We start from the raw sequence: 24,326 nt of genomic DNA on the forward strand, positions 1-24,326 counted from the left end.
TACAGCACCGGCGATTGTCCCAGCTCTAATGGTAGTTCACCGACATCAAAGCAATACGGATATCGTTTCCCGTGCCAGTTATATGTGTTAATCCTCTACGTATAGCCGAGTTCAGAGTGAGGGTGTACAACCCTCGTGCGGATCGTCGCAATGTCAGCAGAAAATGGCAGTGAAGGTATCGCCGATAGCATCGCACATGTTCCGAGCGGAGTAGAGATAGTTGACGGTGGATCAACCACGCTGGAGAGCTACGTTGATGAGGAGTGCTGGCTCGCCTATGTCGTCACAGACGACAGCAAAGTCCCCTGTGATCCGAACTCTGCTCGGCCAAAATACGTCAACGGACATGAGGCTACCGGGGCAACGACGTATCAAGACGCACTACACACAGTCCACGAGTCCCAGCATCGGTTAGGAGAGAGTCGTCGCCTCAACGGTGTTGGCCTTGCGCTCTCACAGACGGACCTCATCGCGATAGATCTTGATGATGTCGTCACTGATGACGGCTGTATAGCACCGGACGCCTCGGAACTCGTCTCTGATCTTGGTACGTACACAGAACTCTCACCGAGCGGAACTGGGCTCCATCTACTGCTGGCAGATGAGCGTGGGGTTAATGACTCACTGGATCAGAAGGCTCCGCTTGACGGTCAGGGAGAGATCGAACTCTATGACTCACGAATGATGACGTTTACCGGTGGAGCGCTTGAGTCGTTCTCCGATGATGTGGTCGAGTGTACCGGGCTAACGACAGCACTCCAGCGTGAGTACGTCGGCACAGAGGTAGAACAGAACAACTCTGAGACTGACTCAGCTATCGAGACTGTCGACTACACCCCCCGTGAAAACAGACTCTCTGATAAACAGCAGAGGCTTGTCAACGCGATGCTGGCGCATGATGATGACGCTACTGAGCTGTGGGAGCGCGGAAGTACCGCGTGGGATAGTGCCTCTTGGAGCCACGATCGCAGTCGGGCGGACGCCTCGCTCGCCAGCAAGCTGGCTTGGTGGGCATGGAAATCTAGTAAGTTCTCTGATACCAAGTTCACTGAGACTGAACTAATCGAGATCTTCTTGGAGTCGGATCTGGCGCAGAGAAAAAAATGTCAGAACAGGGATGACTATGTTCCGCGGACAATCCGAAGCGTGCGATAGGTACGATCCGTTATATCGTATCTCAAGCGTCGTCGAAGTAGCTCCGCCGTTTTTCCATCTTCTCAGTTTGTGTCATCTCGTTGTAGTGCTCATCAAGAACCTCCGAGCTCACATTGGAGCGATCAGAGACAGCTGGCTTCGGTGCGTCTGAGCGGAGTCGCCACGTGATTGATCCCCGCCGTACTGCGTGGGGCGACACAGCATCGTCGCATTCGTAGATGCGATTATACTGGTGCTCTGAGACGTCACAGCTACATTCCTCACCGACGAATTGAGGCGATGTCACCCAGTACGTCTGCCGGCGGATTCCACTTCGACTGATGCGCCCATAATCTGTCCCCAACAGCGGAGTCCGTCCGTAGTCGTCTTCAGTGTGGGAATGACGATCAGTGATCCAGTCATTGAGAACGTCAGCGGTGCCTTGACTGATGCTGATTAACCGTTCTGCGCGACTCTTATTTTTGAGTGGCGTTTCTGATTTGGGCCGGTGTCTCACTCGGAGATGTCTGTCGTCCAAATCCACATCGTCGACGTCGAGTCCCCGAGCAGTGCCTGTCCGAATGCCCGTTCGCCACAGGATGAGGAATATTACGTGTCGAAGTGTTGCGTATTCGTATTTTTCCAGGCGTTCCTGAATACGCTGCGCCTGCTCGTACTCGATGTGGACGGATCGTGCGTTCTCGCCCTTCTCAATCGTCGGCACGTCTACAGCGTCCGAGAGTCCCGTCTCAACGAAGTCAAATTGTTCGCACAATTGGACGAAGGCCCGGAGCGTGCTCATTTGCGTCCGCACGGAGACGCGGTTGAGATCGCCATCTTCGCGACGCCACAATCGGTACTCGTGAAGCCGACGTCCGGTGAGGGTGTTGAGGTTAGCAATGCCCTCGTTGTCACACCAGCGAACGAAGTGTTTGAGACGGAGTCTGTGCGCGTCCTGCGACGAGTCAGCCAGTTCATCCGCGCGGTGGCGGAGGTACAAGTCGACTGCTTCTTGTGGTTCAATTGGGTCGAGTTCGGACATGTCTACCAAGACGATGCCAGACAGTCCGGGGGCGTACGCTGGTTTTTGTCGGGAGCCACGTTCTCTCGACGGACTCTTAATCCTCGGACGCATCCGCGCCCTGCGGGACGCAGGCGCGGTTATAGAGGCTTTAAGAGCCTCTGAGTGTTCAAATCGCGCCCGGCCCGCTTCTCATAACGGTCCACCGTCTACTGACGAGTTCCCGCGTTGTGCCGCCGTCTCGAAAGGCGGAATCACGAACGGGGTAGAACGGCAGATCGGCGCCATCGAGGTGGCCGACGGCTCGGAGAACTAGCCGAGGGGGAAGAGTCGTGCCGAGACGGTTGATACGAACGTTGAACGGACGGCTCTGCCCGTCGACGGGACTCCTGGCGGACCGCACGGACAAACGGACGAGGGATCGAGCGCCACAGGACCGACACTCGATTCCGGCCCGCGGGGTGGCCGGAGTCAGACTGCGTGTGACACTCCTCACCCGTCTGGGAACTCAACGCCCGTGAACGCGAAGCGAGCGCCGCCCTCGGCGCTCTGCTCGACGCCTATCTCCCACCCGTGAGCGGTGGCGATCTGCTTGACGATGGTCAGTCCGAGGCCCGCGCCCCCTTCGCCCGTGGTGACTCCGTCTTCGAACAGTCGGTCGCGAAGGTCGTCTCGAATCCCCGCGCCGGTGTCTTCGACGTAGAACCCGTTCGGAATGGCTCCGACCCGCACGGTCACGTCCTCGCCGCCGTGTTCGACCGAGTTGCGGAACAGGTTTTCCAAGATCTGTCGCAATCGGCTCTCGTCGGCGGAAATGGCTATCTCTGTCTCGACGCGCAGCGATGCGTCGCCCGTGTCGACGCTCCCCCACGCCGACCGGCTGACCGCTTCGAGATTCGCGGGGGCGACTTCGTCGATCCGGTCGCCCGCCTTCGTCAACGAGACGAGGTCGGTGATCAGAGCCTCCATGCGAGTGAGGGCGGCGTCCGCCGTTTCGAGGTGTTCGCTGTCGGACTCCCTGCGGGCGAGGTCGATCCGCCCTTTCGCGACGTTCACCGGGTTTCGGAGGTCGTGACTGGCGACGTCGACAAACTGATCCAGCTGCTCGTTCCGCATCGTCAGGCGCTCGTTCGCCCGTTCGAGTTCGGAGACCGTCTCCGCGAGCTCCTCGTTCGTACGACGAAGCCGCGCCGCGTACACGCCGATGACCGTGCCGAGCGCCGCGCCGACGCTCAGCGATCCGGTCATCGAGAGCAGGATCGACGAGTCCGCTCGGGAGGCCATCTCCCCGAACCAGGCTCCGAGAATCACGAACGCGAGAAACCCGGTGACAGTCCATTTCAACACCGTCCGCTGGCTCGTCGCGGCGACCCCGTCCGATCGGAGCCGCCCGTACGACACCAATCCGACCCCGATGAGCATCGGAACCGCGGCCTGGAGTGCGAGTATCCCAAAGTCGACGTCCACGAGCACACTCATCACCCCTGTTACGACGATGATCGCCGCCCCCACGATAACGACGGGATTCATCTGAGTGTCGGGAGCCATTTTTGAATGTATTCCAGTATGCGATATTTAAATAATTTCGATATGTACGAGAGCCCTCGGCGCTCCGAGCGCCGGTCGAGGCCGTGATCGAGGGTCGAAACGAGCCCATGTGGCGCACTTATCCGGGCATTCAGCACGGCAGCGACCGAACAGATTATCCCGGCTACCCGCGCTGTGTTCGACGAAACACCCAGAAATAATCAATATAACGTCATTTCATCGAGGCTGACCTCCGGCGCGCGGAGCGGTCGGTCGAGACTGCCGTCTCGCTCGTCGAGGACCTCACGACCGTCCACCCGTTCTCCGTCGAGCCGAGGCGGCTCTCCGAGTCGATGCGCGAGCCGAGCGCCGCGCCGACGGAGCGCGATGAGTGACGCCACGCCGCGGCCGGTCGGGCGGTCGCGCCGAGCGGCCCGCGGTGGGTGATTCCCGTTGCGCTTCTCGCCTCGTCGGTCGTCGTCTGCGAGGCGAACAAGACCCGGGCCGACCTCTCCGGGCTCTGGCTCGACGAGTACGCCCCCGCCGAGGGCTGACGACCGCCCAGTTCGCCGAGGCGTTCGACGGCGGGGTCGCGGTCCTCGTGCCGGACGAGTCGCTCGGCGACGGGGCGGCCGAGGAGATACTGGAACGGTCGCGGTCGGAGGCGTCGCACTGTCGCGTGCTCTGCGTCAGGGAGCGGTCGGCCCCGGACGGGGATGCGCCGTACGACCGCGACATCGAACGCCCGGTGTTCGAGGCGGACCTCGTCGACACCGTCGAGACGCTGTTCCACCGGGCCGACTACCACCTGCTCTTGGACCAGCACTACCGGACCACCGTGCTCATCTCGGCGTACGAGTGGCGGGACGGCGGCGATCCGACGGACGACGGCCGGTACGGCCGACTCGTCGACCGGGCCGAGCGCTTCCAGGAGTAGTTGACTCGGCTGCGACGACGGATGAGCGGCGAGGACGTTCGCGCCGTCGCCGAGGGGTTCGCGGTCGGCGACGGCGACGGCGTCGCCGAGGAGGAGTCCGTCGAGAGCAAGTACCGCCCCGACGAGTGCGCCCGGCGAAGGAGCGACCGGACCGAACGGGTCGACGGCGAACGGGCGGCGGTGAAGACCGGCGCGTACGTGTGGCGGTGCGAGCGCTGCGGCCACGTGGACATGCGGGCGGGCGCGAACCACCGACGCGTCACCTCCTCCAACCGCTGAGGCGGTCGGCGAGCAGTTCGCTCAACCGCCCCTGCGCCGCTCGCCGCGGCGTGGGTGATTTATGTGCTTCGCCGACGACGACGCTGCGTACATGTCGAGTCTCGACGACGCGGCGGCGGTGATAACGGGAGCGAGTTCGGGAATCGGTGAGGCGACGGCGCACGCGCTCGCCGAGCGCGGGGCGAACGTCGTCCTCGTGGCGCGGCGGCGCGAGGCGCTCGAATCGGTCGCGGACGACGTGCGGTCCGAGCACGGCGTCGGGGCCGTGGTCGCGGACGGCGACGTGCGCGACCCGGCGACCTCGCAAGCGGCGGTCGAGGCCGCGGTCGACGAGTTCGGCGACCTCGACGTGGCCGTCGTCAACGCGGGCGTCGCCCGCGGGAGCGACGTGGCGACGATGACCGACGAGGAGTACTCGGTGATACAGGAGACGAACGTCGACGGCGCGTTCTTCCTCACGCGCGCGGCGCTCCCGCACCTCACGGAGAGCGAGGGCAGCCTGATCGCGGTCGGCAGCTTCGCCGGGGAGTACCCGCGGTCGTTCAACCCCGTGTACGCCGCGACGAAGTGGTGGGTCCGCGGGTTCGCGCACAGCGTCGCGGCGCAGGTCGGCGACGAGGGCGTGGCCGTCTCCGTGGTCAACCCCTCGGAGGTCCGGACGGAGTTCGGGAGCGAGGACGGCGAGCCGTTCGAGGAGCGGTTCGAGCCCGGGAGCGTCACCGAGCCCGAGGAGGTGGCTGAGGCGATCTCTTTCGCCGCGTCGCGGCCCGGCTCGACGGCCCAGGAGATCGACCTCTTCCGGCGCGACAAGTTCGCCGACACGCTGTAGCCGCCGCGGTCCGGGCGGACGAGCCGTCGAGCGTCGGGCCCCGACCTTCGAACCGTAACCCCTTTTGAATCACCGGACGGCGGACGCGTGTGAGCAACGCGACGGACGGACCGAAGCGATCGCAGTTCTGGGCGCTCTACCTCACTCGGTTCGCGGAGGGGTTCGGGTTCATCACGTTGCTGACGCTTCTGCCGACGTACATCAACGCGTTGGACCCGCAGGCGGTCACCGTGTTGGGCGTCACGGTCTCGGCCGGCTTCGTCATCGGGATGTACACCACCGGGTTCACGCTCGCGCAGACGGCCGCGGTGGTCCCGCTCGCGTGGGCCGGCGACCGGTTCGACAAGCGGCGCGTCCTCCTCGCCGTTCTCGTGGCCGGTGCGGGCGTGTACGCGCTGTTCCCGCTGGTCGACTCCTCGGCCACGTTCGTCGCCGTGCGCGCGCTTCAAGGGTTCGTCGTCACCGGCGCGGGGCTGATGACGCTCTCGCTCGTCGGCCAGATCGCCGAAGCGGGCACCCGGGCGGACAAGATCGGGAAGGCGAACGCCGCCTCGTTCGCCGCCTCGATACTCGGCTCGCTCGGCGCGGGCGCCATCTACGACGCCGTCGGCTTCGGGCCCGTCTTCGGGGTCATCACGGCGCTGATGGTGGCCGCGTGGCTCGTCACGTGGGGCGTGCTCGACGACGACCCGACGCGGATCGAGGGGTTCCCCTTCACCGACCTCGCGGTCAACCGCAAGCTCCTGACGATATCGACGTTCCGGGCGCAGTACGCCTTCGCGGTGACGATGGTCCGGACGTGGGTTCCCATCTACGCGGGGACGGCGGTCGGCGGCGGGGGGCTCGCGGTCGGGGCGACCGCGGTGGCGGTGACGGTCACCGCCGAGAAGGCGACCAACATGGTCGGGCAACTGTTCACGGGTCGGCTCTCAGACGCCTACGGGCGGTCGCTGTTCGTGTTCGGCGGCGGCGGAGCCTACGGGGTGATCGCGATGGCGATCCCGTTCTCGGCGCCGATCGGTGCCGCCCTCGGTAGCGGCGTCACGGTCCCCGTACTGGGCGCGCTCCCGCCGGCGTACCTTCCGCTCGTCTGCCTCTCGGGACTCCTCGGCGTCGCCGACTCGTTCCGGGAGCCGGCCAGCATGGCGCTGTTCGCCGACGAGGGGACCGACGACGGCGGCGTCGCCTCCAGTTTCGGCATCCGAGAGCTGGTGTGGCGGCCGGGGTCGGTGGCCGGCCCTCTCATCGCCGGCTGGCTCATGGTCGAGGTGAGCATGGCGTCCGTCTTCTACGTCGGCGGCGCGTTCGCGGTCACCGGCGTCCTCGCGTTCCTCGCGATCCTCGCGCGGGACCACGGTCGCGCGGCGCTGACGACGTGGTAGGACCGCGTGCGGCCCGCACACCGAGCGGCCACGTCCGCTTACCGCTTCCGCAGCGCGGCGCGGTAGTGCGGGCCGTCGCCGGAGCCCTCGCGGTCGACCGCGTCCACGACCCAGTCGGTCCCAACGGCGGCCTCGCGGAGTCGGTCCGGCGAGAACAGCCGGAAGTGGAGCGTCGGGTCCGTCTCCCCGTCGTACCGGAACCACATGAGGCGGTGCGCGAGCCCCGGCGTCGGGTCCGCGCGGTAGCCGAACAGGTCTGCCGCCTCGGAGTGCTCGGGATCGTAGCAGTCGACCACCGCGGTCGCGTCGGGCGTCGTCACGAACGCGAGGTCGCTGAGGAACGCCGAGAGCCCGCGCATCGACCCCGCCAGCCCGATCTGCGTCCCGATCGCGAGCGCCGACGCGAATCGGTCGCGCTCGAACGACTCGCGGAGGGCGAACATGTCGCCCTCCCTCGCGTCGGCGACGCCGCGGTCCCGCATTGTCTCGACGAGCGCCGGGCTGGCTTCGACGGCCACCGTCTCGAACCGCTCCTGAAACCGCAGCGCGTGGCGGCCAGCGCCGGCGCCGAGGTCGACCAGCGGGCACTCCAGCCGGGACGCTAGCCACGACCCCGCCTCGTCGTCGGGGTCGAACTCGGTGAAATAGAACGCCTCGATCGGATGTTCGCGGACCGCCTCGCCGTCTCCCTGGTAGAGCGGCTCCGTCCGGTCGCCACGGTTGTGGTCGCGGAGCGCGCGTCCGAAGGCGTCGGCCATACGCCGGACTGTCCGCTCACGGTGAAAAGCGGTCCGTGATATCGTCACGCAGTGACGCATCGGGTCGCACCTCGTGTCCGCCGGCGACGGGACCGGACGCAGTTGACCGTTCAGTCGTCGCCCTCGGCGGCCGACCCGCCGGTCGAGTTGGCGACCCGCTTCGTCTCGCTGTCCACGCTGATCCCCTCCCAGTCGTCGTCGGTGTGGAACCCCTCGCGCTCCTTCGCGCCGGGGGCGACGCGCATGAACTCGGCGCGCTCCCGGGCGCCTTCGAGCGTGTGCCCGCCGCAGTACGAGAGGCCCGAACGAATCCCCTGGCAGAACTCCTCGGCGACCGTCCCCACCGGGCCCTTAAAGGGCGTCAGCGCCTCGACGCCCTCGTCGGCGCCCACGTTCGCGCCTTTGTCGTCCCGGTCCTCGGCGGCGGCGGTCGTCGCCATCCCGCGCGACCGCTTGTACCGCGTCCCGTCGACCTCGACGACCGCCCCCGGGGCCTCCGCCGTCCCGGCGAAGAGGCTCCCGAGCATCACCGTGTCGGCCCCCGCCATCAGCGCCTTCGCCGCGTCGCCGGAGGTCCGAATGCCGCCGTCGGCGCAGATCGTCACGTCGAGGTCCGCGGCCGCGGTCGCGCAGTCGTCGACCGCGGTGAGCTGTGGGACGCCGGCCCCGGCGACCTTCCGCGTCGTACAGTGCGAACCCGGCCCGATGCCGACCTTCACGCAGTCGGCCCCGGCCGCCGCGAGGTCCTCGACGCCCGCCGGCGTGGCGACGTTGCCGGCGACGAGGTCCGTCTCCGGGAACTCCGCAGCGATCTCCTCGACGGCCGCGATCGTCCGGTCGAGGTGGCCGTGCGCGACGTCGACGACGATCGCGTCCACGCCGGCGTCGACCAGCGCGGCGCTGCGAGCGAGGTGGTCCTCGTTGATGCCGACCGCGGCCGCGACCCGCTCGCCGGCCGCGGCCACCCGCTCGACCTGCGCCGACTGCTCGTCGACGGTGAGGAAGCGGTGGAGGACGCCGAGCCCGCCGGCCCGCGAGAGCTCGATCGCCAGTTCGGCCTCCGTGACGGTGTCCATCGCCGCCGAGACCAGCGGGGTCTCCAGTTCGACGTTCGGCGTGAACCGCGTCGACAGGTCCACGTCGCTCCGGCTGTCGACGGGCGACCGCTGCGGGACGAGCAGCACGTCCCCGTAGCTCAGCCCGGTTCGTAGATCGTTCATACCCTTAGCGGGACGGGGGACGGACGGTGAAAAACCTCTCGATAGCCGGAGCGGGCGCGGTCGCGCTGCCGCGACGCGTCAGTACCCCTGCTCGGCCAGGGCGCCCTCGAGCGCCGCGAGGACGTACTCGACGTTCTTCGGGCGGGCAGAGTGCCCCATACAGCCGATGCGCCAGATGTCGCCCTCCAGGTCCCCGAGCCCGGAGGCGATCTCCAGGTCGTACTCGTCGAGCAGGCGGTCGATGACGGCGGCGTCGTCGACCCCGTCGGGCACCCGGACCGCGTTCAGACTTGGGAGCCAGTACTCGTCGGGAGCGTTCATTTCGAGGCCCAGATCGCGGAGCCCTACCTTCAGGTCGCCGGCGACCTCGCGGTGACGCGTCCACCGCTCTTCGATTCCCTCCTCGGCGACGAGGCGGAGCGCCTCGCGGAGCGCGTACACGTTCGTGATCGGCGCGGTGTGGTGGTACGCGCGCTCGTCGCCCCAGTACCCCTCCAACAGCGAGAGGTCGAGGTACCACGAGCGGGCCGGCTCCTCGCGGTCGAGCACCTTGTTCATCGCGCGGTCGTTGAGCGTGAGTGGGCTCGCCCCCGGCGGACACGAGAGGCACTTCTGCGGGCCGGAGTAGGCGGCGTCGACGCCCCACTCGTCGACGCGCATCTCGACGCCGCCGAGCGAGGTGACGCAGTCCGCGATCACGAACGCGTCGTGAGCGTGCGCGATGTCGGTCAGTTCGGAGACGTTCGGCTGGCGGACGCCCGTCGACGTCTCCGCGTGGACGAACCCGAACACGTCCGGCTGCTGTTCGTTGAACGCGCGCTCGACGTCGACGGGGTCGAGGGGCTCGCCCCACGGGGCGTCCACCTCGACGACCTCGCCGCCCGCGCGCTCGGCCATCGACTTCATCCGGCCGCCGAAGTAGCCGTTCGTCGGTACCAGCATCGTGTCGCCCGGCTCGACGAGGTTGCCGATGGCGGCCTCCATCGACGCCGACCCGGTCCCGGAGACCGGGATCGTCCACTGGTTGTCGGTCCGGAACGTGTAGCGCAACAGCTCCTGGACCTCGTCCATGATCTCGACGAACGACGGGTCGAGGTGGCCGACGAGCGGCGTGCTCATCGCCTTGAGCACGCGCGGGTGGACGTCGCTCGGTCCGGGCCCCATCAGGGTCCGGTCCGGCGGCGTCAGCTCTCCGACGTCCGGAGCTCCGTCGTCCGCGGTGGCCGTCATCGATCGGTTGCTCATACCCCACGCTCCCGCGGCGGTGACAAAAAACACGGCGGAAAACGAACAGAGCGCGCCGGCGGAGGGCGGCGACCCCGCGGCCGGTCGGGAGTCTACCACCGGTGATCCCGGGAAGTAAAGTGGCAGTAATACAGTCCGTATGTATGAACGATACACCCGGAGCATCGGCGCCTGACGCCGACCTCCGGGTGGTCCTCGATCGGATGGCGGACGGGTTCTTCGCGCTCGACGCCGACTGGCGGATCACCTACACGAACGAGACGGGCGCGGCGATCCTCCGCGAGGCGATGGCCGACGACATCGTTGAGTCCCGCGAATCCGTCGAGGGAGCGAACATCTGGGAGTCGATCCCCGAGGCCGTCGAAACGGAGTTCTACGACCGGTACCACGAGGCGATGGAGACCCAGGAGCCGGTGTCGTTCGACTCGTACTACGAACCGCTCGACACGTGGTTCGACGTGCGCGTCTCGCCCTCCGAGTCGGGCCTCTCGATCCACCTCCGGGATATCACCGAACAGCGGGAGTTAGAACGGCAACGGGAGCGAGACCTCAAAGCGGTCCAACGGCTGTACGCCGTCTCCTCCGACCGGAAGCGACCGTTCGAGGAGAAGCTCGACTCGCTGTTCGAGCTGGGCTGTGAGTACCTCGACGTGCCGAACGGATTTCTCACCCGCATTGACGACGGAACACAGTACATCGAGGCGTCACACGCGACACACGAGGCGCTCCAACCCGGCGAGAGCTGCCCACTGGCCGAGGCGTACTGTAAGCAAACCATCGGGCAAGAAGACCTCCTGACCGTCGTCGACGCGGCGGCAGAGGGGTGGAGCGACGACCCCGCGTTCGACCGGTTCAACCTTGGCACCTACGTCGGCGGCCGAGTCGAGGTCGACGCCGAGCTGTACGGGACGCTCTGTTTCGCCGACACCGCGGCCAGATCGGAGCCGTTTACCGACCTCCAGCAGACCTTCGTGCGGCTGCTCACCCGGTGGGTCAGCTACGAACTGGAGCGCAAGCGGGCAGAAGCGGAGGTCCAGCGCGAGCGCGACCGTCACGAGGAGTTCACGAGCGTCGTCACCCACGACCTCCGGAACCCGCTGAACGCCGCGATTGGCCACGTCGATCTCGTTGACGCCGACGGCGACGACCACCTCCAAGCGGTGAAGGACTCGCTGTCGCGGATGGAGACGCTCATCGACGACCTGCTGACGTTAGCCCGGGAGGACACGCAGGTCGAGGATCTGACGGCGGTCGACGTCGCCGACCTGAGCCGCGAGGCCTGGGGCACCGCCGAGACGAGGGGCGCCGACCTCACCGCCACCGACGACCGCGTCGTGGTCCGCGCCGACAGGTCCAAGCTCCGCCAACTGTTAGAGAACCTGTTCCGTAACGCGGTCGACCACGGCGGGACCGACGTGACGATCCGTGTCGCCCCCCTCGCCGACGCGAGCGGGTTCTTCGTGGAGGACGACGGGCCCGGAATCCCCGCCTCGGAGCGCGAAAAGGTGTTCGAGTCGGGATTCACGACCAGCAAGGACGGGACCGGGCTCGGGCTGCGAATCGTCGAGGAGATCGCGGCCGCCCACGGGTGGACGGTGACGGTCGGCGAGGGGAGCGAGGGCGGGGCGCGCTTCGAGATCGAGGGCGTACAGTTCGTCGACGACTGACCGCGGCCGACGACGGGCCGCTCGGGCCGGTTACTCGTCGACGAAGTCCGGCTCCGTCCGCTTCTCGTCGCGCTCGTCGACGAGGTGGTCGACGAACGTGTCGAGGTCGACGTCGCCGCGCTGGTTCTCGAAGCGGTCGCGCACCGAGACCGTGCCCGCCTCCTGCTCGTCGTCGCCGACGATGACCATGTACGGGAGGCGGTCGTCGTGGCCCGCGCGGATCTTGCGGCCGACGGTCCAGTCGCGGTCCTCGACCTCGACGCGGAAGCCCGCGTCTTCCAGCTCGTTCTTCACGCGGTGGGCGTAGCCCAGCGTCTCGTCGGAGACGGGGAGAATCCGAACCTGCTTCGGCGCGAGCCACAGCGGGAAGTTCCCGTCGAAGTGCTCGATCAGCACCATGAAGAACCGCTCGTAGCTCCCGTACAGCGCCCGGTGGATCATCACCGGCTGGTGCTCCTCATTGTCCTCGCCCGTGTAGGTCAGGTCGAACCGGTCGGGCATGTTGAAGTCGAGCTGGACGGTCGGACCGTCCCAGACGCGGCCGAGAGCGTCCTCGAAGCCGAAGTCGATCTTCGGGCCGTAGAACGCGCCGTCGCCGGGCTCGATGTCGTAGTCGTAGCCGCCCGATTCGAGCACGTCGCGGAGCTGCTCCTCGGCGGACTCCCAGATCTCGTCGCCGCCGACGGACTTGTCGGGGCGGGTCGCTAAGGCGACCTCGACCTCCAGATCGAGCGTCTCCACGACCTCGAAGATCATCTCGATCACCGACTCGATCTCCTGCCGGATCTGGTCGGGGCGGACGAACAGGTGGCCGTCGTCGATGGTGAACGACCAGACGCGCGAGAGGCCCGACAGCTCGCCGCGCTGCTCTTTCCGGTACACCTTCCCGTTCTCGAAGTAGCGCTGGGGGAGGTCGCGGTACGACCAGTTCTGCTGGTCGAAGATCGTCGCGTGGCCCGGGCAGTTCATCGGCTTCAGGCCGTACTCCTCGTCGTTCACGTCGAGGAGGAACATGTCGTCCTTGTAGTTCTCGTAGTGGCCGGACTGCTTCCACAGCTCCGTCCGGAACACGTGCGGCGTCTCGACCTCCTCGTACCCCTTCTCGCGGTTGAGCTCGTTCGCGAAGTCGGACAGCTCGCGCAGCACCGTCTTCCCCGGCGGGTGGTACAGCGGCAGGCCGGGGCCGGTCACCGTCGGGATCGAGAAGAGGTTCATCTCCTGCCCGATCTTTCGGTGGTCGCGCTCTTGGGCCTCCTCGCGGAGTTCGAGGTACTCTTCGAGGTCGGACTCGCTCGCGAATGCGGTGCCGTACACGCGCGTCAGCGTGTCGTTCTCCTCGTCGCCGCGCCAGTAGGCGGCCGACACCTCGAGCAGCGTCGCCGCGCCGATCTCGCCGGTCGACTCGACGTGGGGGCCCTGACAGAGGTCCTGCCAGTCGTCCTGGACGTAGAAGGTGACCTCCTCGCCGTCGGCCTCCTCGTCGAGTATCTGGCGTTTGTACTCGTTGTCGGCGTAGATCTCTTTCGCCTCCTCGCGCGAGCGGACCTCGCGCTCGATGTCGTAGTCGGCGGCGATTATCTTGTCCATCTCCGCCTCGACGGCGGCCAGGTCGTCCTCGTCGACGTCCACGTCGGTCACGTCGTAGTAGAAGCCGTCGTCGGTCGGCGGGCCGATCGTCAGCGTCGCCTCCGGGTGGAGCCGCTGGAGCGCCTGCGCGAACACGTGGGCCGCGGAATGGCGCAACACCGTGAGGTACTCGTCGGACTGGTCGGTGACGATCTCGATCCGCGCGCCGTCGTGGACCGCCGCGTGCTTCTCGACGAGTTCGCCGTCGATCTTCCCCGCGACGGTGTCGCGACCGAGCCCGGGGCCGATCTCGAAGGCGACGTCCTCGACTGTCGAGCCCGCCGGAACGGTGAGTTCTGATCCGTCCGGCAGGACGACCGTCACCTCGGCCTCCGCATCGGTCTCGCTCATACAGTGTCGGAACCGGACGACCGGCATAAGTGTGTTCGATCCGCGGCGCCGAGCGTCACGGTCGACCGGACATCGTTCGGCGCTCGCCGCCAGATCCCGGCAAGTCACGCCGCCGCTCTGGAGCCCCGGATCGGGAGCGAGCGATGGCAACACACAAATCACCCGGCAACGTTTGCCGCCCTATGACCAGTCATCGGGAGCCCCTGTCGTCGGTGTTGGAGGCGATCGGGGAGACGCCGCTCGTCGAGGTCCACGACGCGCCGACCGCGGTGCCGGTGTACGCCAAGCTGGAGTCGTTCAACCCGGGAGCGAGCATCAAGGACCGCATCGGGAGGTACATGCTCAAACGCATGCTGGAGCGGGGCGACCTCGGCGAGGGCGGCACCGTGGTCGAGCCGACCGCCGGCAACACCGGGATCGGGCTCGCGGTCGCCGCCAAGCAGCTGGGGTTAAACGCCGTCTTCGTCGTTCCCGAGCGCTTCTCGGTGGAGAAACAGCAGCTCATGCGCGCGCTCGGCGCCGAGGTGGTGAACACGCCGAGCGAGGACGGGATGGGGCTCGCGATCGACCGCGCCCACGAGATCGCGGCGGAGCTCGACGACGCGGTCGTCCCCCAACAGTTCTCGAACCCGCTCAACGCCGAGGCACACTACGAGACGACCGCCCCCGAGATCGACGAGGCCCTCGACGGCGAGGTCGGCGCGGTCGTCGCCGGCTGCGGCACGGGCGGGACGCTGATGGGGATCGCCCGCTACTTCCGCGAGGCCGACCCGGACACCCACGTCGTCGCGGTCGAGCCGGCCGGCTCCGCGTACCGCGAGTTCCTCGGCGAAGACGTCGACCACGAGGCGTACAAGACCGAGGGGATCGGCACCCACGACACCGGACGCAACGAGCTGTTCGACCCGGACCTCGTCGACGAGATCCAAGCGATCGACGACCGCGACGTCCACGAGGAGATGGGCCGGCTCGCGAGCGAGGAGGGCCACCTCGTCGCCTCCTCGTCGGCCGCGAACGCGATCGCGGCGAAGCGGGTCGCGCGGGAGATCCGCGACGGCAAGATAGACGCCCCGCACGACGCGGTCGTCACCGTCTTCCCCGACTCCTCCGAGCGCTACCTCTCGAAGGGCGTCTACCGGTCCTTCGAGGAGTGGGAGGGGTAGGTGGCGGAGCGGCGCGACGCCGCCCAGACTCCGGCCGGTACCGCGGCCGCCGCCCGGTCCGTTATCCGCGCAGCCGACCGTGTTCGACCTTGAGACAGTGGTCCTGAACGACGTCGATCCCGTCCTCCTCCGCGGCCGCGGCCGCCTCGTCGTGGCTGATCCCGAGTTGGAGCCACAGCGTCCCGGCGTCGCCGCGCGACGCGTGTCGCTCGCGGACGGCCTCGGCGATCTCCGGGACCTCCTCGCTCGGCCGGAACACGTCAACGATGTCGATCTCTTCTTCCACGTCGCCGACCGCGTCGTACGCCGGTTCGCCGAGCACCTCGTCCGCGAACGGATTCACCGGGATCACGCGGTACCCCCGGTCCTGAAGATACGCGGGCACGTCGTGCGCGGCCTTCCCGGGCGTCGTCGAACAGCCGACGACGGCGATCGTCTCGGCGTCGAGCAGGCGGTCGAGTCCGGCGTCGTCCGTGACGGGCATGGTCGACGATTCGATCGCCATGCGATTAAACGGATCCCTAGCCGCTGTGAAGAGAAGCGTGGTCGTCGGCTCCCGGTCAGGGGAGTCGGATCTCGGGGTCGCCGTCCTCGGGGACGGTGACGATGCCGTCGAACAGCTGTTTGAGCGTGTTCATCGCCTGGTCGTCGTGGGCGGTCGAGTCGATGCTGTACAGTCCCAGTCCGTCGACGCTCTGGACGCGGCCCGTGAACACGTGGAGGAACCGGAACACCGTCTGGAGGTCCGAGTACATCAGTAGCGTCGACAGCGAGTGGACCATCACGCGGTTCTGATCGATACCGCGGTCGCCGAACGCCTGGAGGAACTCGGAGAGCTTGATCCCGATCCCGGTCATGTCTACCGGCGAGGAGGCGTACTTGATACGGTCGGACTCGCGGGTCTCGCCCCCCTGCTGGCGGGTGACGCAGTCGACGACCGCGACGGGCTTCCCCTCGTAGGGCGTCCGCTCCTCGTAGTCGCGGAGCACCCGATCGGCGCCGTCCTTGGTGGTGACGACGATGGCGCCCTCGTCGCGATCGGTCCCTGCGGCGAGGACGTCCATCATTATCGACCGCTTCCCGCTGAGCGGCGGGCCGGTCAACAGAATGTTGGTCCCGGGATCGACCTCGGCGTCGAAATGCGGCGTCAGCTCATACATGGACGCACCTCGGGGGCGGCGACGTCGGCGCGATCCACTCGTTCGGCCGCGAGGCCGTGCGACCAAGACACATCTACTACCTGAATATGCCCGCTCCGAATAATATTCTTTTTGATCGGCCCCTGCGACGCGACGGCGCGTCTCGATCGGGCCGTGGACCCGATCGGACGGCGAATTCGGCCGCCAGTGGGGGGCCGAACGCCGCCGGACCGTGGAAATCTATCACGCAGGCGAATCGACCGATCGGCGACGCCGGGCCGGAACCGACGGACTGCGCGGCGCCGGTTTCGAATCGCGGGACTTAACACGCTCTCGGAAGTAAGCCGACGTGAGGGCGCTTAGCTCAGTTTGGACAGAGTGCTTGGCTTCGGACCAAGTTGCCACGGGTTCAAATCCTGTAGCGCCCACTCACTCGCGGTCCGTTGCCGAACTAGTCCTAATTCTACTGTAGAGTCTCGGATCAAATGGTGGGTGTGGAGAGCTTGTCGGATTCATCCCGCGCCTAAAGGCGCGGGTATTCTCCTTGCGTTTTATAAAACCGGCGTCACTCGCTTACCGTTCCGATCGGTTGCCGGTTACTAGAGACTGTGCGGAGCGCACACGAGACTCACAATTTCGGCCGCCGCTCGCGAGATCGGTGTTGAGTAGCGACGGGAACCGGACTCAGTCGGCTTCGAGGTGCTCTCGTCGCGTTCGCCAATGAGGGAGACTCGACCGCGATCGTGATACGACTGTCCCCCTGCGGGTCGTAGCGGTCCACGAGCCCCGCGTCCTCAAGCTTCGGAAGCCGTCGATCGATCGTCTGATCGGAGTCGAATACGTCGCACAACGGCGCCTCCGGATGCTTCCGGACTCGGCGAACCGATCGGCGTCCCCGCTATCTTTTTGTGACTCGTCCGGCTCCCGATAGTCGTGCCTATTCGGAGCGCGAAAGACGCGGCGTCGCTCTACGCGGAGGTCCGGGACTACGACCTCGTCGTGACGCCCGACGCCCCGCTCGCGAGCGCGATCAACCGCCGCCTCGACCGCCCGCACTTCGGAACGTTCGCGACCACGCCGCGCCGCCTCGCGGCCGGTCGCCGCGAGCAGGCGGAGGACCGCCGGGCGTTCCTCGAGATCGTCCGACAGACCGACCACGACTGGAAGGCGGTCGCGTACGCCGTCGGGAACGTCCTCCAGTGTTGGGAACACACCGGCCGGCTCGGCGCGGTCTTAGAGTACGACGCCTACGTCGACGACGCGACCCGCGAGGTCGTCGAAGTCATGCGGACGCTGCGGACGACCTCGAAGCGGCTCACGGAGTACGCGATCGACGACGGTGGGTCCGTCGCCGTCGTCGGGTACGACCAGCTGACCGAACTGGAGCGCGGCGTCCTCCCGGAGGCGTTCGATCGCGTCGACCTCTTCAGCGGGGAGGCGTTCGACCCACCGCCCTTCCACGTCTTCGAGTCGGCGACCGACATCGTCGCCGCGCTCCGCGATACGATCACGGCGCACAATGCGGACCGCGTCGCCGTCGTCCTCGACGGCGGCGGGAAGTACTCCTCGCTCGTCGAGTCCGCGTTCGAGGCCGCGGGCATCCCCTTCTACGGCGGGCCGGGGTTCGCGGACGACCCGCACCACCGGACATTCGTCCGGCTCCTCCGGCTCTGTTTCCGGGGGAGCGACGCGACCGTCGGCGACGCCGCCCCGATCCTCGCGCAACTGGGGATGGACGTCCCGACCGCGGACCGGGAGCGGCGGTTGGCGGCCGTCGACCACCCCGCCACGGAGTGGCTGCGGACGTTCCGCGACGGCGTCGGCGACCGGACGTTCGCGGCGGCGCTCGACGCCTACGCGACCGAGGCCGGCGTCGAACTGGACCGGCTCGACGAGGAGCTGCGGAACCTGGGGCTCGCCGACGCGCAAGTGACCGCCGGCGCGGTCGACCGACTCGCCTACTACCTCCAGACCTACGAGGTCCCCGTCGACAGGGAGAACGAGGGCGTCCTCCTCGCCGACGCGAAGTCCTCCGCGTACGTCGACCGCCCCGTCGTCTTCCACCTCGGAATGGGAGAGGAGTGGACGCACTCGGCGCCCCAGCGGCCGTGGGTGGACACCGAGACCCAGTTCGCGCGCTACGTCGGCGACTTCCAGCGCCTGCTCCAGAGCGGTGACCGACGGTACTACCTCGTTCAAGACGCGGCCGGCGGGGAGCCGGTCACTCCGTGCCTGTACCTCGGCGACCTCCTCGACGAGGAGTTCGAGCGGTTCAGCGACCTCGACTCGGTCGAACACCGGCCGCGACCGCGGTCGACGGGCGCGGGCTTCGACCGTGAACCGACCGGAGTGGACCCCGAGACGGTCGGGACGGTCAGCCAGTCGGACCTGAATAGCTACGTCAACAGCCCCCGGGACTACCTCTTCGGGCGGCTCCTCGACACTCCGGATCGGGAACGGTTCGTCGAGGGGACCCTCTTCCACGACTTCGCGGAGTTCTACGTGAACCACCCCGAGGCGGTCGCCGCGGCCGACACCGACGCCCTCGTCGACGCCATGCTCGCGGAGACCGAGGCGTTCGCCTCGGCCGCCGACGAGCCCCTCCGCCGCCGGAAGTACCGCATCGGACTGGAGCTGATCGCGGAGTATCTCGACGAGGAGGGGCCGGAGTCGGACGACTTCCTCACGGCGGCGTCGGGGTGGGGAACCAATTTCTTCGCGGAACACTTCGACGAGCCGGTCGACTCGCCGCTCACCGAGCGCTGGTTCGAGGACGATGCCCTCGGCGTGAAGGGGAAGATCGACCTCGTGCGGGCACCGACCGCGCTGCTCGATTACAAGAGCGGACGCAAGAAGCGCACCGCACAGGTCGTCGGCGACGCGGCGGTCGACCCGCCGGCGGACGCGCCGAACTTTCAGGCGGCGCTGTACCTGACGTACTACCGGTCGGTCCGTCCGAATGAGCGGCTGGAGTTCACGTTCTTCCACTTCCTCGAGCCGATGGCCGACGTGATCGCGGGCGACGCCGACCTCGGCGACGCGCTCACGACGGTCACCTACCACCCGGTCGCCTTCGACGAGTACGTCGGCTCCCGGGATGCGTACGAGCGGCTCCTCGACGGCTACACCGACTGTCGGGAGACGTTCGAGGACCTCGGCTACTCGGCCTACGAGCAGGTTGTGGCCCCGCTGACGTTCCCCGAGACGACCGACAAGGGCGAACTCCGCGACTCCGAGTTCGCCGAGCGGTTCACCGCCGCGGTCGACGCGGAAACGTCCGCGGCCGTCGACGCCGAGAAGGGCGCGGACCAGGCGATCCGAGAGCTCAACGGCGCCCGCAGGCGGGCCTTCTTCCGCGAGGACCTCGACGCCTTCGAGGCGTTCGTCGACGAGCACCTCGACGAACTCAACGCCCGGCGCGCCGGCGAGGAGCGGTTCCCGGTCGACGGGCTCGCCGGCGAGCCGAACTACCGGCGCGTGGACAACCGCGACCTGCTGTTGGAGGGGGACCGATGAGCGAGCCGACGCCGAACGAGGCCCAGCGGGAGCTCATCGAGAGCACGGCGGGGACGCACCTGGTCGACGCCGGTCCCGGGACGGGGAAGACGTTCGCCGTCACCCGGCGCTACGGACGGATCGTCGACCGGCCGGACGTGGAACCGGACGACGTGCTGCTGGCGACGTTCACGCGGAGCGCCGCGACCGAGATGCGAGAGCGGATCGTCGACCACAGCGCGTACGGCCTGCGGGAGCTGGCCGACGCCCCGATCCGGACGTTCCACTCGCACTGCCACGAACTGCTTCAGGAGCACGGGTACGCCGCGCCGACACACCTCGGCCTCGACGAGCGGATCACGGGGTCGACGCGGATCCTCGAAGACGAGCTGATCGAGGCCGAGCGGTTCCGCGAGTTCTTCGGCGGCTTCCGCGACGACCACCCGGAACACGCGGCGTTTTACCGCGCGCTCGCCGAACCGGGCGAGCTGCTCGACCTGATCGGAGAGCTCGCGTCGAAGGGGATCTTCCCCACTGCCGACGGGTGGTATCGGGGCGGCGAATCATACCTCGACGGCGACTTCGAGGCGTTCAGAGCGCGGTTCGACGCGGCGAACCGACCCCGGAACGACGGCCGGAAACAGTCGGCGCTGCGCAAGGACCTGAGCGACTTCGGCCGCCACAAGACGTACCGCTCGGACGCCCCGTCGAAGTCGGAGCTGCGCGGCGGCCGCGGGACGAAGCGCCTCGACGACGACGTGGCGCGCGCGGTCTTCGACGAGGACCGCGACGGGCTCAAGGCGTTCGTCCGCGACGTGTACTTCGAGTACCTGCGATTTGCGCTGCGCCGCAACTACCTATCCTTCAGCTTCCTCCAGCTGTTCGCGTTCGTCCTCCTCTGCGAGGACGAGCGCGCCCGCGAGGCGGCGCAGTTCGAGTACGTCATGGTCGACGAGTTTCAGGACACGAGTGAGCTCCAGTTCAAGCTCGCGCTGCTTCTGTCCGGGACCGAGAACTTCTGCGCCGTCGGCGACTGGAAGCAGAGCATCTACTCGTTCCAGTACGCGGACGTGCGCAACGTCACCGAGTTCGAAGCGCGGCTGGAGCAGTTCGCCGCCGAACTCAACGACGACGCCGACCGGGTCCCGTTCGACGCGACCGACCCGATCCGGATCGAACTGCGGGAGAACTACCGGTCGACGGCGTCGGTCATCGACCTCTCGGAGCGGGCGATCGCGGCGCCGGCTGCGAGCGGAGATACCGTCGCGGTCGACCCCGACGACGTCGTCGGGCTCTCCTCGAACGCTCCCTTCGACAACACGGTCGTCGAGGGAATCCGCCACGAGGACGAACACGAGGCGGTCCTCTCGAAGGTTCAGGCGATCGTCGGCAACGACGACTACGCCGTCGAGGGGGCGGACGGCGAACCGCGACCGCCGGAGTACGGGGATATCGCGGTGTTCACCCGGACCCGGGACTACGGGCGGGAACTCCTCGGCGCCGCCGACGAGTACGACTTCCCGATGGCCTACGACGGCGGGATCGAACTGTTCCGGACGGATCCGGCGAAACTGCTGCTCGCGTGGCTTCGGATCCTCGAAACCGACGCCGACCGCGGCTGGGCGGTGGTCCTCGAACGGGCCGGGTACGCGTTCGACGAGATCGGTCGCTTCCTGGAGACGGGGTCGTACCCTGACGACCCGGCGGCGTTCCGCGACGGGCTCCGCGATCTGGAGTCGGTCGGCGCGGTCGCCCGCCGCGTCCTCGACCGCTACGGCTTCGCGGGCGACGCGGCGGACGTGCTCCTCCACACGGTCCAGTCGGTCCACGACGCGACGACGGCGACTCGCGGCGAGCTGATCCGGTTCATGGAGCGCGGCGTCGAGACCGGCAGCACGGTCGACGTCGCCGCGTCCGCGGGCGACGACGCGGTGACCGTCCAGACGATTCACGCCGCGAAGGGGTTGGAGTATCCGATCGTCGTCATGGCGAACATGAACGCGGGGCGCTTCCCACCTCGAGCCGGCGGATCGAGCGTCATCGAGTACCGGGACCCGGTGGGGCTCCGACAGCAGAAGGTGTACTCGGCGGAGCGGGCCCACCCGCACGTGTACGACAACTGGCGGCACGACGTGATCCGGCGCTGCCTACCGCGGGCGTACGACGAGGAACGCCGGCTGCTCTACGTCGCGGTCACGCGCGCGGAGAGCCACGTCGTGTTCGCGGCCGGCGAGGACCCGAACACGTTCCTTGAGGAGCTTCCCGTCGCCGTCGAAGAGATCGAACCAGCGGTCGAGTCGCTCGACCGCGAGGAGCCCGCCGACGCGGAACTGCCGTTCTCGGTGACGGCGCCTGACGGCCCGATCGGTCACAGCCCACACTCGCTGATGGACGAGACCGTGTTCGAGGCGGCGGACGAGCGGTCGGAGGCGGGCGCCGAGGCGGCGCCCGAGACTCGCGGCATGGACTTCGGCTCTCGGGTCCACGACTTTGCGGAGGCGTACGCGCTCGGCGACGACGTGACGCCGTCGAACGACCACGAGCGGCGAGTCGTCGACCTACTCGACGGGCTGTCGGGCCAGCGGTACGTCGAGGAGCCGGTGACGCTCCCGCTCGAGGTCGACGGCCGCCGCGTCACGGTCTCGGGGATCGCGGACCTCGTTCACGTGACCGACGACCGGGTCGCGGTCGTCGATTACAAGACGGACTCGACGCGGCGCGCGCGGGCGGAGTACCGGAAGCAGCTCAGCGTCTACTACCACGTCCTCGACGAGTGGTTCGCCGAGAGAGCGGTCGAAACGAGCCTGTTCTACACGAGCGATGGGACGCGCGAGCGGGTCGAGCCACTCGCCGTCGAGGAGCTGCGCGCGCTCGTTCGAGCGACCGAGTCGCCGTCCGGGTGAGGCCCCGACCGGTCCGACTGGCGCTCCCGACTTGCTCCCTCGCTGGCGCCACCCGAGGTGAGTGACCGTCTCGCGCCGGCCCCGTGACGGGGTGGAATTTTTGTCGACGCGAACCGGACGACGCGTATGGCGCTCCCCGAGGCAGGACCGACCCGCGCCGGCGTCGACGACCGCGACCGCTCCGGAACACCGGGGGCGCCCCCGTGAGCGCCGGCGGCGACGACGCGGACGCAGAGGCGGATTCCGGGGCGCTGGACGGGTTTCGGCGACTCTTCGCGCTGGAGCGCGACGTGTTCGTGCTGTCGATCGCGATGTTCGCGTTCAGCTTGGGGTTCCAGATGACGAACCGGTACCTCCCGGAGTACATGGTCGCGCTCGGGGCGTCCGGGTTCGTCGTCGGGCTCTTCGGCACGTTCGGCAACGTTATCTCGGCGATCTACCCGTACCCGGGCGGCGCCGTCTCGGACCGTATCGGCTCGCGGTACGCGCTCACCCTCTTCGGGCTGCTGTCGACGCTCGGCTTCCTCGTCTGGCTGGTCGCGCCCGGGGTCGGCCCGATCGCGGTGGGCGGACTCATCGTGGAGCCGTGGGTCTGGATCTTCGTCGGACTGGTCCTCGCGCAGGCGTGGAAGTCGTTCGGGCTCGGCGCGACGTTCGCCGTCGTGAAGCAGGCGACCGACCCCTCGCGACTGGCCGCCGGGTTCGCCAGCACGGAGACGTTCCGGCGGACGGCGTTCCTCGTCGGACCCGTGCTGGCCGCCGTCCTCATCGGACTCCGCGCGGAGTTCACCGTCAGCTTCCAGTTCGTCCTCGCGGTCGCGGTCGCCTTCGGCGTCCTCGGCACGCTCGTCCAGCACGTCCTCTACGACGCGAGCGGCGACTCCTTCGGCGACTCGTTCGCGGGGCTCGACCGGGTCCGGCGCGACCTGCGGGAGATGCCGGCGCCGCTCCGGCCGCTGCTCGTCGGCGACACGCTCGTCCGGTTCGCGAACGGGATGGTGTACGTGTTCTTCGTCCTCGTCGTCACGCAGTTCTTCCAAGTCGGCCTCGACGCGACCGTCGCGCTGGGCGGGTTCGCGTACGACGTGGACCTCTCGCCGCAGGCGTTCTTCGGCTACCTCCTCGGCGTCGAGATGCTCGTCGCGCTGTTGATCATGGTCCCCGCTTCGCGGCTCGCGGAGCGCATCGGCCTCAAGCCGGTCGTCGCGGTCGGGTTCGCGGTGTACGCCCTCTTCCCGGTCGTACTGATCTACGCGCCGGCCCTCGCGGGGTCGGCGCTGCCACTGTCGGCCGTGATGATCGCCGTCTTCGCGTTCTCGGGGCTGCGGTTCGCGGGCCTGCCGTCGCACAAGGCGCTCATCGTCGGCCCGGCGGAGCAGGGGGCCGGCGGCCGCGTCACCGGGACGTACTACCTCCTCCGGAACACGGTCGTGATCCCGAGCGCGGCGGTCGGGGGGTACCTGTGGGACTTCGTCAGCCCCGAGGTCGCGTTCACCGTCGCGGCCGTCGTCGGGCTCGTTGGCACCGGCTACTTCCTCGCGTTCGGCAAGGAGTTCGAGGCGTACGCGTGAAGCGAGACGCCCCGGATCGGGAACCGGGCGCGGGCGGCCATCGACCCCGGTGCGGGCGGCCATCGACCCCGGCGCGGGC

The 24,326-nt window shown here is 67.8% G+C and carries 18 protein-coding genes and 1 tRNA gene; 11 read left to right on the forward strand and 8 right to left on the reverse strand.

Translation table 11 applies throughout. The annotated features are described in order from the left end of the window. Positions 1-135 precede the first annotated feature (135 nt). On the forward strand, positions 136-1,155 hold the full coding sequence (locus tag EXE41_RS02575) for a hypothetical protein (protein ID WP_137690218.1): 1,020 nt from the start codon (positions 136-138) through the stop codon (positions 1,153-1,155). Between the two features lie 22 nt (positions 1,156-1,177). On the opposite strand, the gene EXE41_RS02580 is transcribed toward EXE41_RS02575, so the two are convergent. Next, positions 1,178-2,176 carry a tyrosine-type recombinase/integrase gene (locus EXE41_RS02580; protein WP_137690219.1) on the reverse strand — a complete coding sequence of 333 codons (999 nt, stop codon included), beginning with the start codon at positions 2,174-2,176 and terminating at the stop codon, positions 1,178-1,180. Between the two features lie 471 nt (positions 2,177-2,647). Continuing rightward, positions 2,648-3,703 carry a sensor histidine kinase KdpD gene (locus EXE41_RS02585; RefSeq protein WP_241987181.1) on the reverse strand — a complete coding sequence of 352 codons (1,056 nt, stop codon included), beginning with the start codon at positions 3,701-3,703 and terminating at the stop codon, positions 2,648-2,650. A 580-nt stretch (positions 3,704-4,283) separates the two neighbouring features. Here EXE41_RS02585 and EXE41_RS19560 point away from each other — a divergent pair. The 4 genes from EXE41_RS19560 to EXE41_RS02600 all read left to right on the forward strand — a co-directional run bounded on the left by EXE41_RS19560 (position 4,284) and on the right by EXE41_RS02600 (position 7,109). Further along, positions 4,284-4,619: a hypothetical protein gene (locus EXE41_RS19560; protein WP_241987182.1), complete on the forward strand. Its 336-nt coding sequence runs from the start codon at positions 4,284-4,286 to the stop codon at positions 4,617-4,619. A 21-nt stretch (positions 4,620-4,640) separates the two neighbouring features. Further along, the gene (locus tag EXE41_RS19565) at positions 4,641-4,898 is read left to right on the forward strand and encodes a hypothetical protein (protein ID WP_241987183.1); all 258 of its coding nucleotides are present in this window, start codon (positions 4,641-4,643) and stop codon (positions 4,896-4,898) included. Positions 4,899-4,989: 91 nt separating this feature from the next. Then, the gene (locus EXE41_RS02595; RefSeq protein WP_137690300.1) at positions 4,990-5,727 is read left to right on the forward strand and encodes an SDR family oxidoreductase; all 738 of its coding nucleotides are present in this window, start codon (positions 4,990-4,992) and stop codon (positions 5,725-5,727) included. An 89-nt stretch (positions 5,728-5,816) separates the two neighbouring features. Continuing rightward, the gene (locus tag EXE41_RS02600; RefSeq protein ID WP_086216275.1) at positions 5,817-7,109 is read left to right on the forward strand and encodes an MFS transporter; all 1,293 of its coding nucleotides are present in this window, start codon (positions 5,817-5,819) and stop codon (positions 7,107-7,109) included. 38 nt (positions 7,110-7,147) lie between these two features. Here the strand turns inward: EXE41_RS02600 and EXE41_RS02605 are convergent, their stop codons facing one another. The 3 genes from EXE41_RS02605 to EXE41_RS02615 form a co-directional block, all read right to left on the reverse strand. Next, positions 7,148-7,867 (reverse strand): class I SAM-dependent methyltransferase, encoded by a 720-nt coding sequence (locus tag EXE41_RS02605; protein ID WP_049929676.1) that lies wholly within the window; start codon positions 7,865-7,867, stop codon positions 7,148-7,150. A 110-nt stretch (positions 7,868-7,977) separates the two neighbouring features. Next, positions 7,978-9,087 (reverse strand): guanosine monophosphate reductase, encoded by a 1,110-nt coding sequence (locus tag EXE41_RS02610; protein ID WP_086216276.1) that lies wholly within the window; start codon positions 9,085-9,087, stop codon positions 7,978-7,980. Between the two features lie 78 nt (positions 9,088-9,165). After that, on the reverse strand, positions 9,166-10,332 hold the full coding sequence (locus tag EXE41_RS02615; RefSeq protein ID WP_137690220.1) for an alanine--glyoxylate aminotransferase family protein: 1,167 nt from the start codon (positions 10,330-10,332) through the stop codon (positions 9,166-9,168). Between the two features lie 143 nt (positions 10,333-10,475). Between EXE41_RS02615 and EXE41_RS02620 the strand changes: the two genes are divergently transcribed. Next, positions 10,476-11,999 carry an ATP-binding protein gene (locus tag EXE41_RS02620; RefSeq protein WP_137690221.1) on the forward strand — a complete coding sequence of 508 codons (1,524 nt, stop codon included), beginning with the start codon at positions 10,476-10,478 and terminating at the stop codon, positions 11,997-11,999. A 30-nt stretch (positions 12,000-12,029) separates the two neighbouring features. Here the strand turns inward: EXE41_RS02620 and thrS are convergent, their stop codons facing one another. Beyond that, on the reverse strand, positions 12,030-14,003 hold the full coding sequence (gene thrS / locus EXE41_RS02625; RefSeq protein WP_199240853.1) for a threonine--tRNA ligase: 1,974 nt from the start codon (positions 14,001-14,003) through the stop codon (positions 12,030-12,032). 155 nt (positions 14,004-14,158) lie between these two features. Here thrS and EXE41_RS02630 point away from each other — a divergent pair, with 155 nt between their 5' ends. After that, positions 14,159-15,139, forward strand: coding sequence for a PLP-dependent cysteine synthase family protein (locus EXE41_RS02630; RefSeq protein WP_086216280.1), 981 nt, complete (start codon positions 14,159-14,161; stop codon positions 15,137-15,139). 61 nt (positions 15,140-15,200) lie between these two features. Here the strand turns inward: EXE41_RS02630 and EXE41_RS02635 are convergent, their stop codons facing one another. After that, the gene (locus tag EXE41_RS02635) at positions 15,201-15,623 is read right to left on the reverse strand and encodes a CoA-binding protein (RefSeq protein WP_137690223.1); all 423 of its coding nucleotides are present in this window, start codon (positions 15,621-15,623) and stop codon (positions 15,201-15,203) included. Positions 15,624-15,699: 76 nt separating this feature from the next. Beyond that, entirely contained in the window at positions 15,700-16,299 is a 600-nt protein-coding gene (locus tag EXE41_RS02640; protein WP_086219755.1) for a recombinase RecA, read from the reverse strand. Positions 16,300-16,631: 332 nt separating this feature from the next. On the opposite strand from EXE41_RS02640, the gene EXE41_RS02645 reads away from it, so the two are divergent. From EXE41_RS02645 to EXE41_RS02665, 4 genes are all read left to right on the forward strand, one after another. After that, positions 16,632-16,706 (forward strand) — tRNA-Arg (locus EXE41_RS02645). A gap of 505 nt (positions 16,707-17,211) precedes the next feature. After that, complete coding sequence (locus EXE41_RS02655; RefSeq protein ID WP_137690224.1) at positions 17,212-19,794, forward strand: PD-(D/E)XK nuclease family protein; 2,583 nt, start codon at positions 17,212-17,214, stop codon at positions 19,792-19,794. After that, a complete protein-coding gene (locus EXE41_RS02660) occupies positions 19,791-22,676 on the forward strand; it encodes an exodeoxyribonuclease V subunit beta (RefSeq protein ID WP_137690225.1) in 2,886 nt (961 codons plus the stop codon). Before EXE41_RS02655 ends, EXE41_RS02660 begins: the two co-directional genes overlap by 4 nt. A 203-nt stretch (positions 22,677-22,879) precedes the next feature. Then, positions 22,880-24,247 (forward strand): MFS transporter, encoded by a 1,368-nt coding sequence (locus EXE41_RS02665; RefSeq protein ID WP_137690226.1) that lies wholly within the window; start codon positions 22,880-22,882, stop codon positions 24,245-24,247. The last annotated feature ends 79 nt before the right edge of the window (positions 24,248-24,326 follow it).

This window comes from Halorubrum sp. SD690R, assembly GCF_005435035.1.
Classification (GTDB): Archaea; Halobacteriota; Halobacteria; order Halobacteriales; family Haloferacaceae; genus Halorubrum; species Halorubrum ezzemoulense.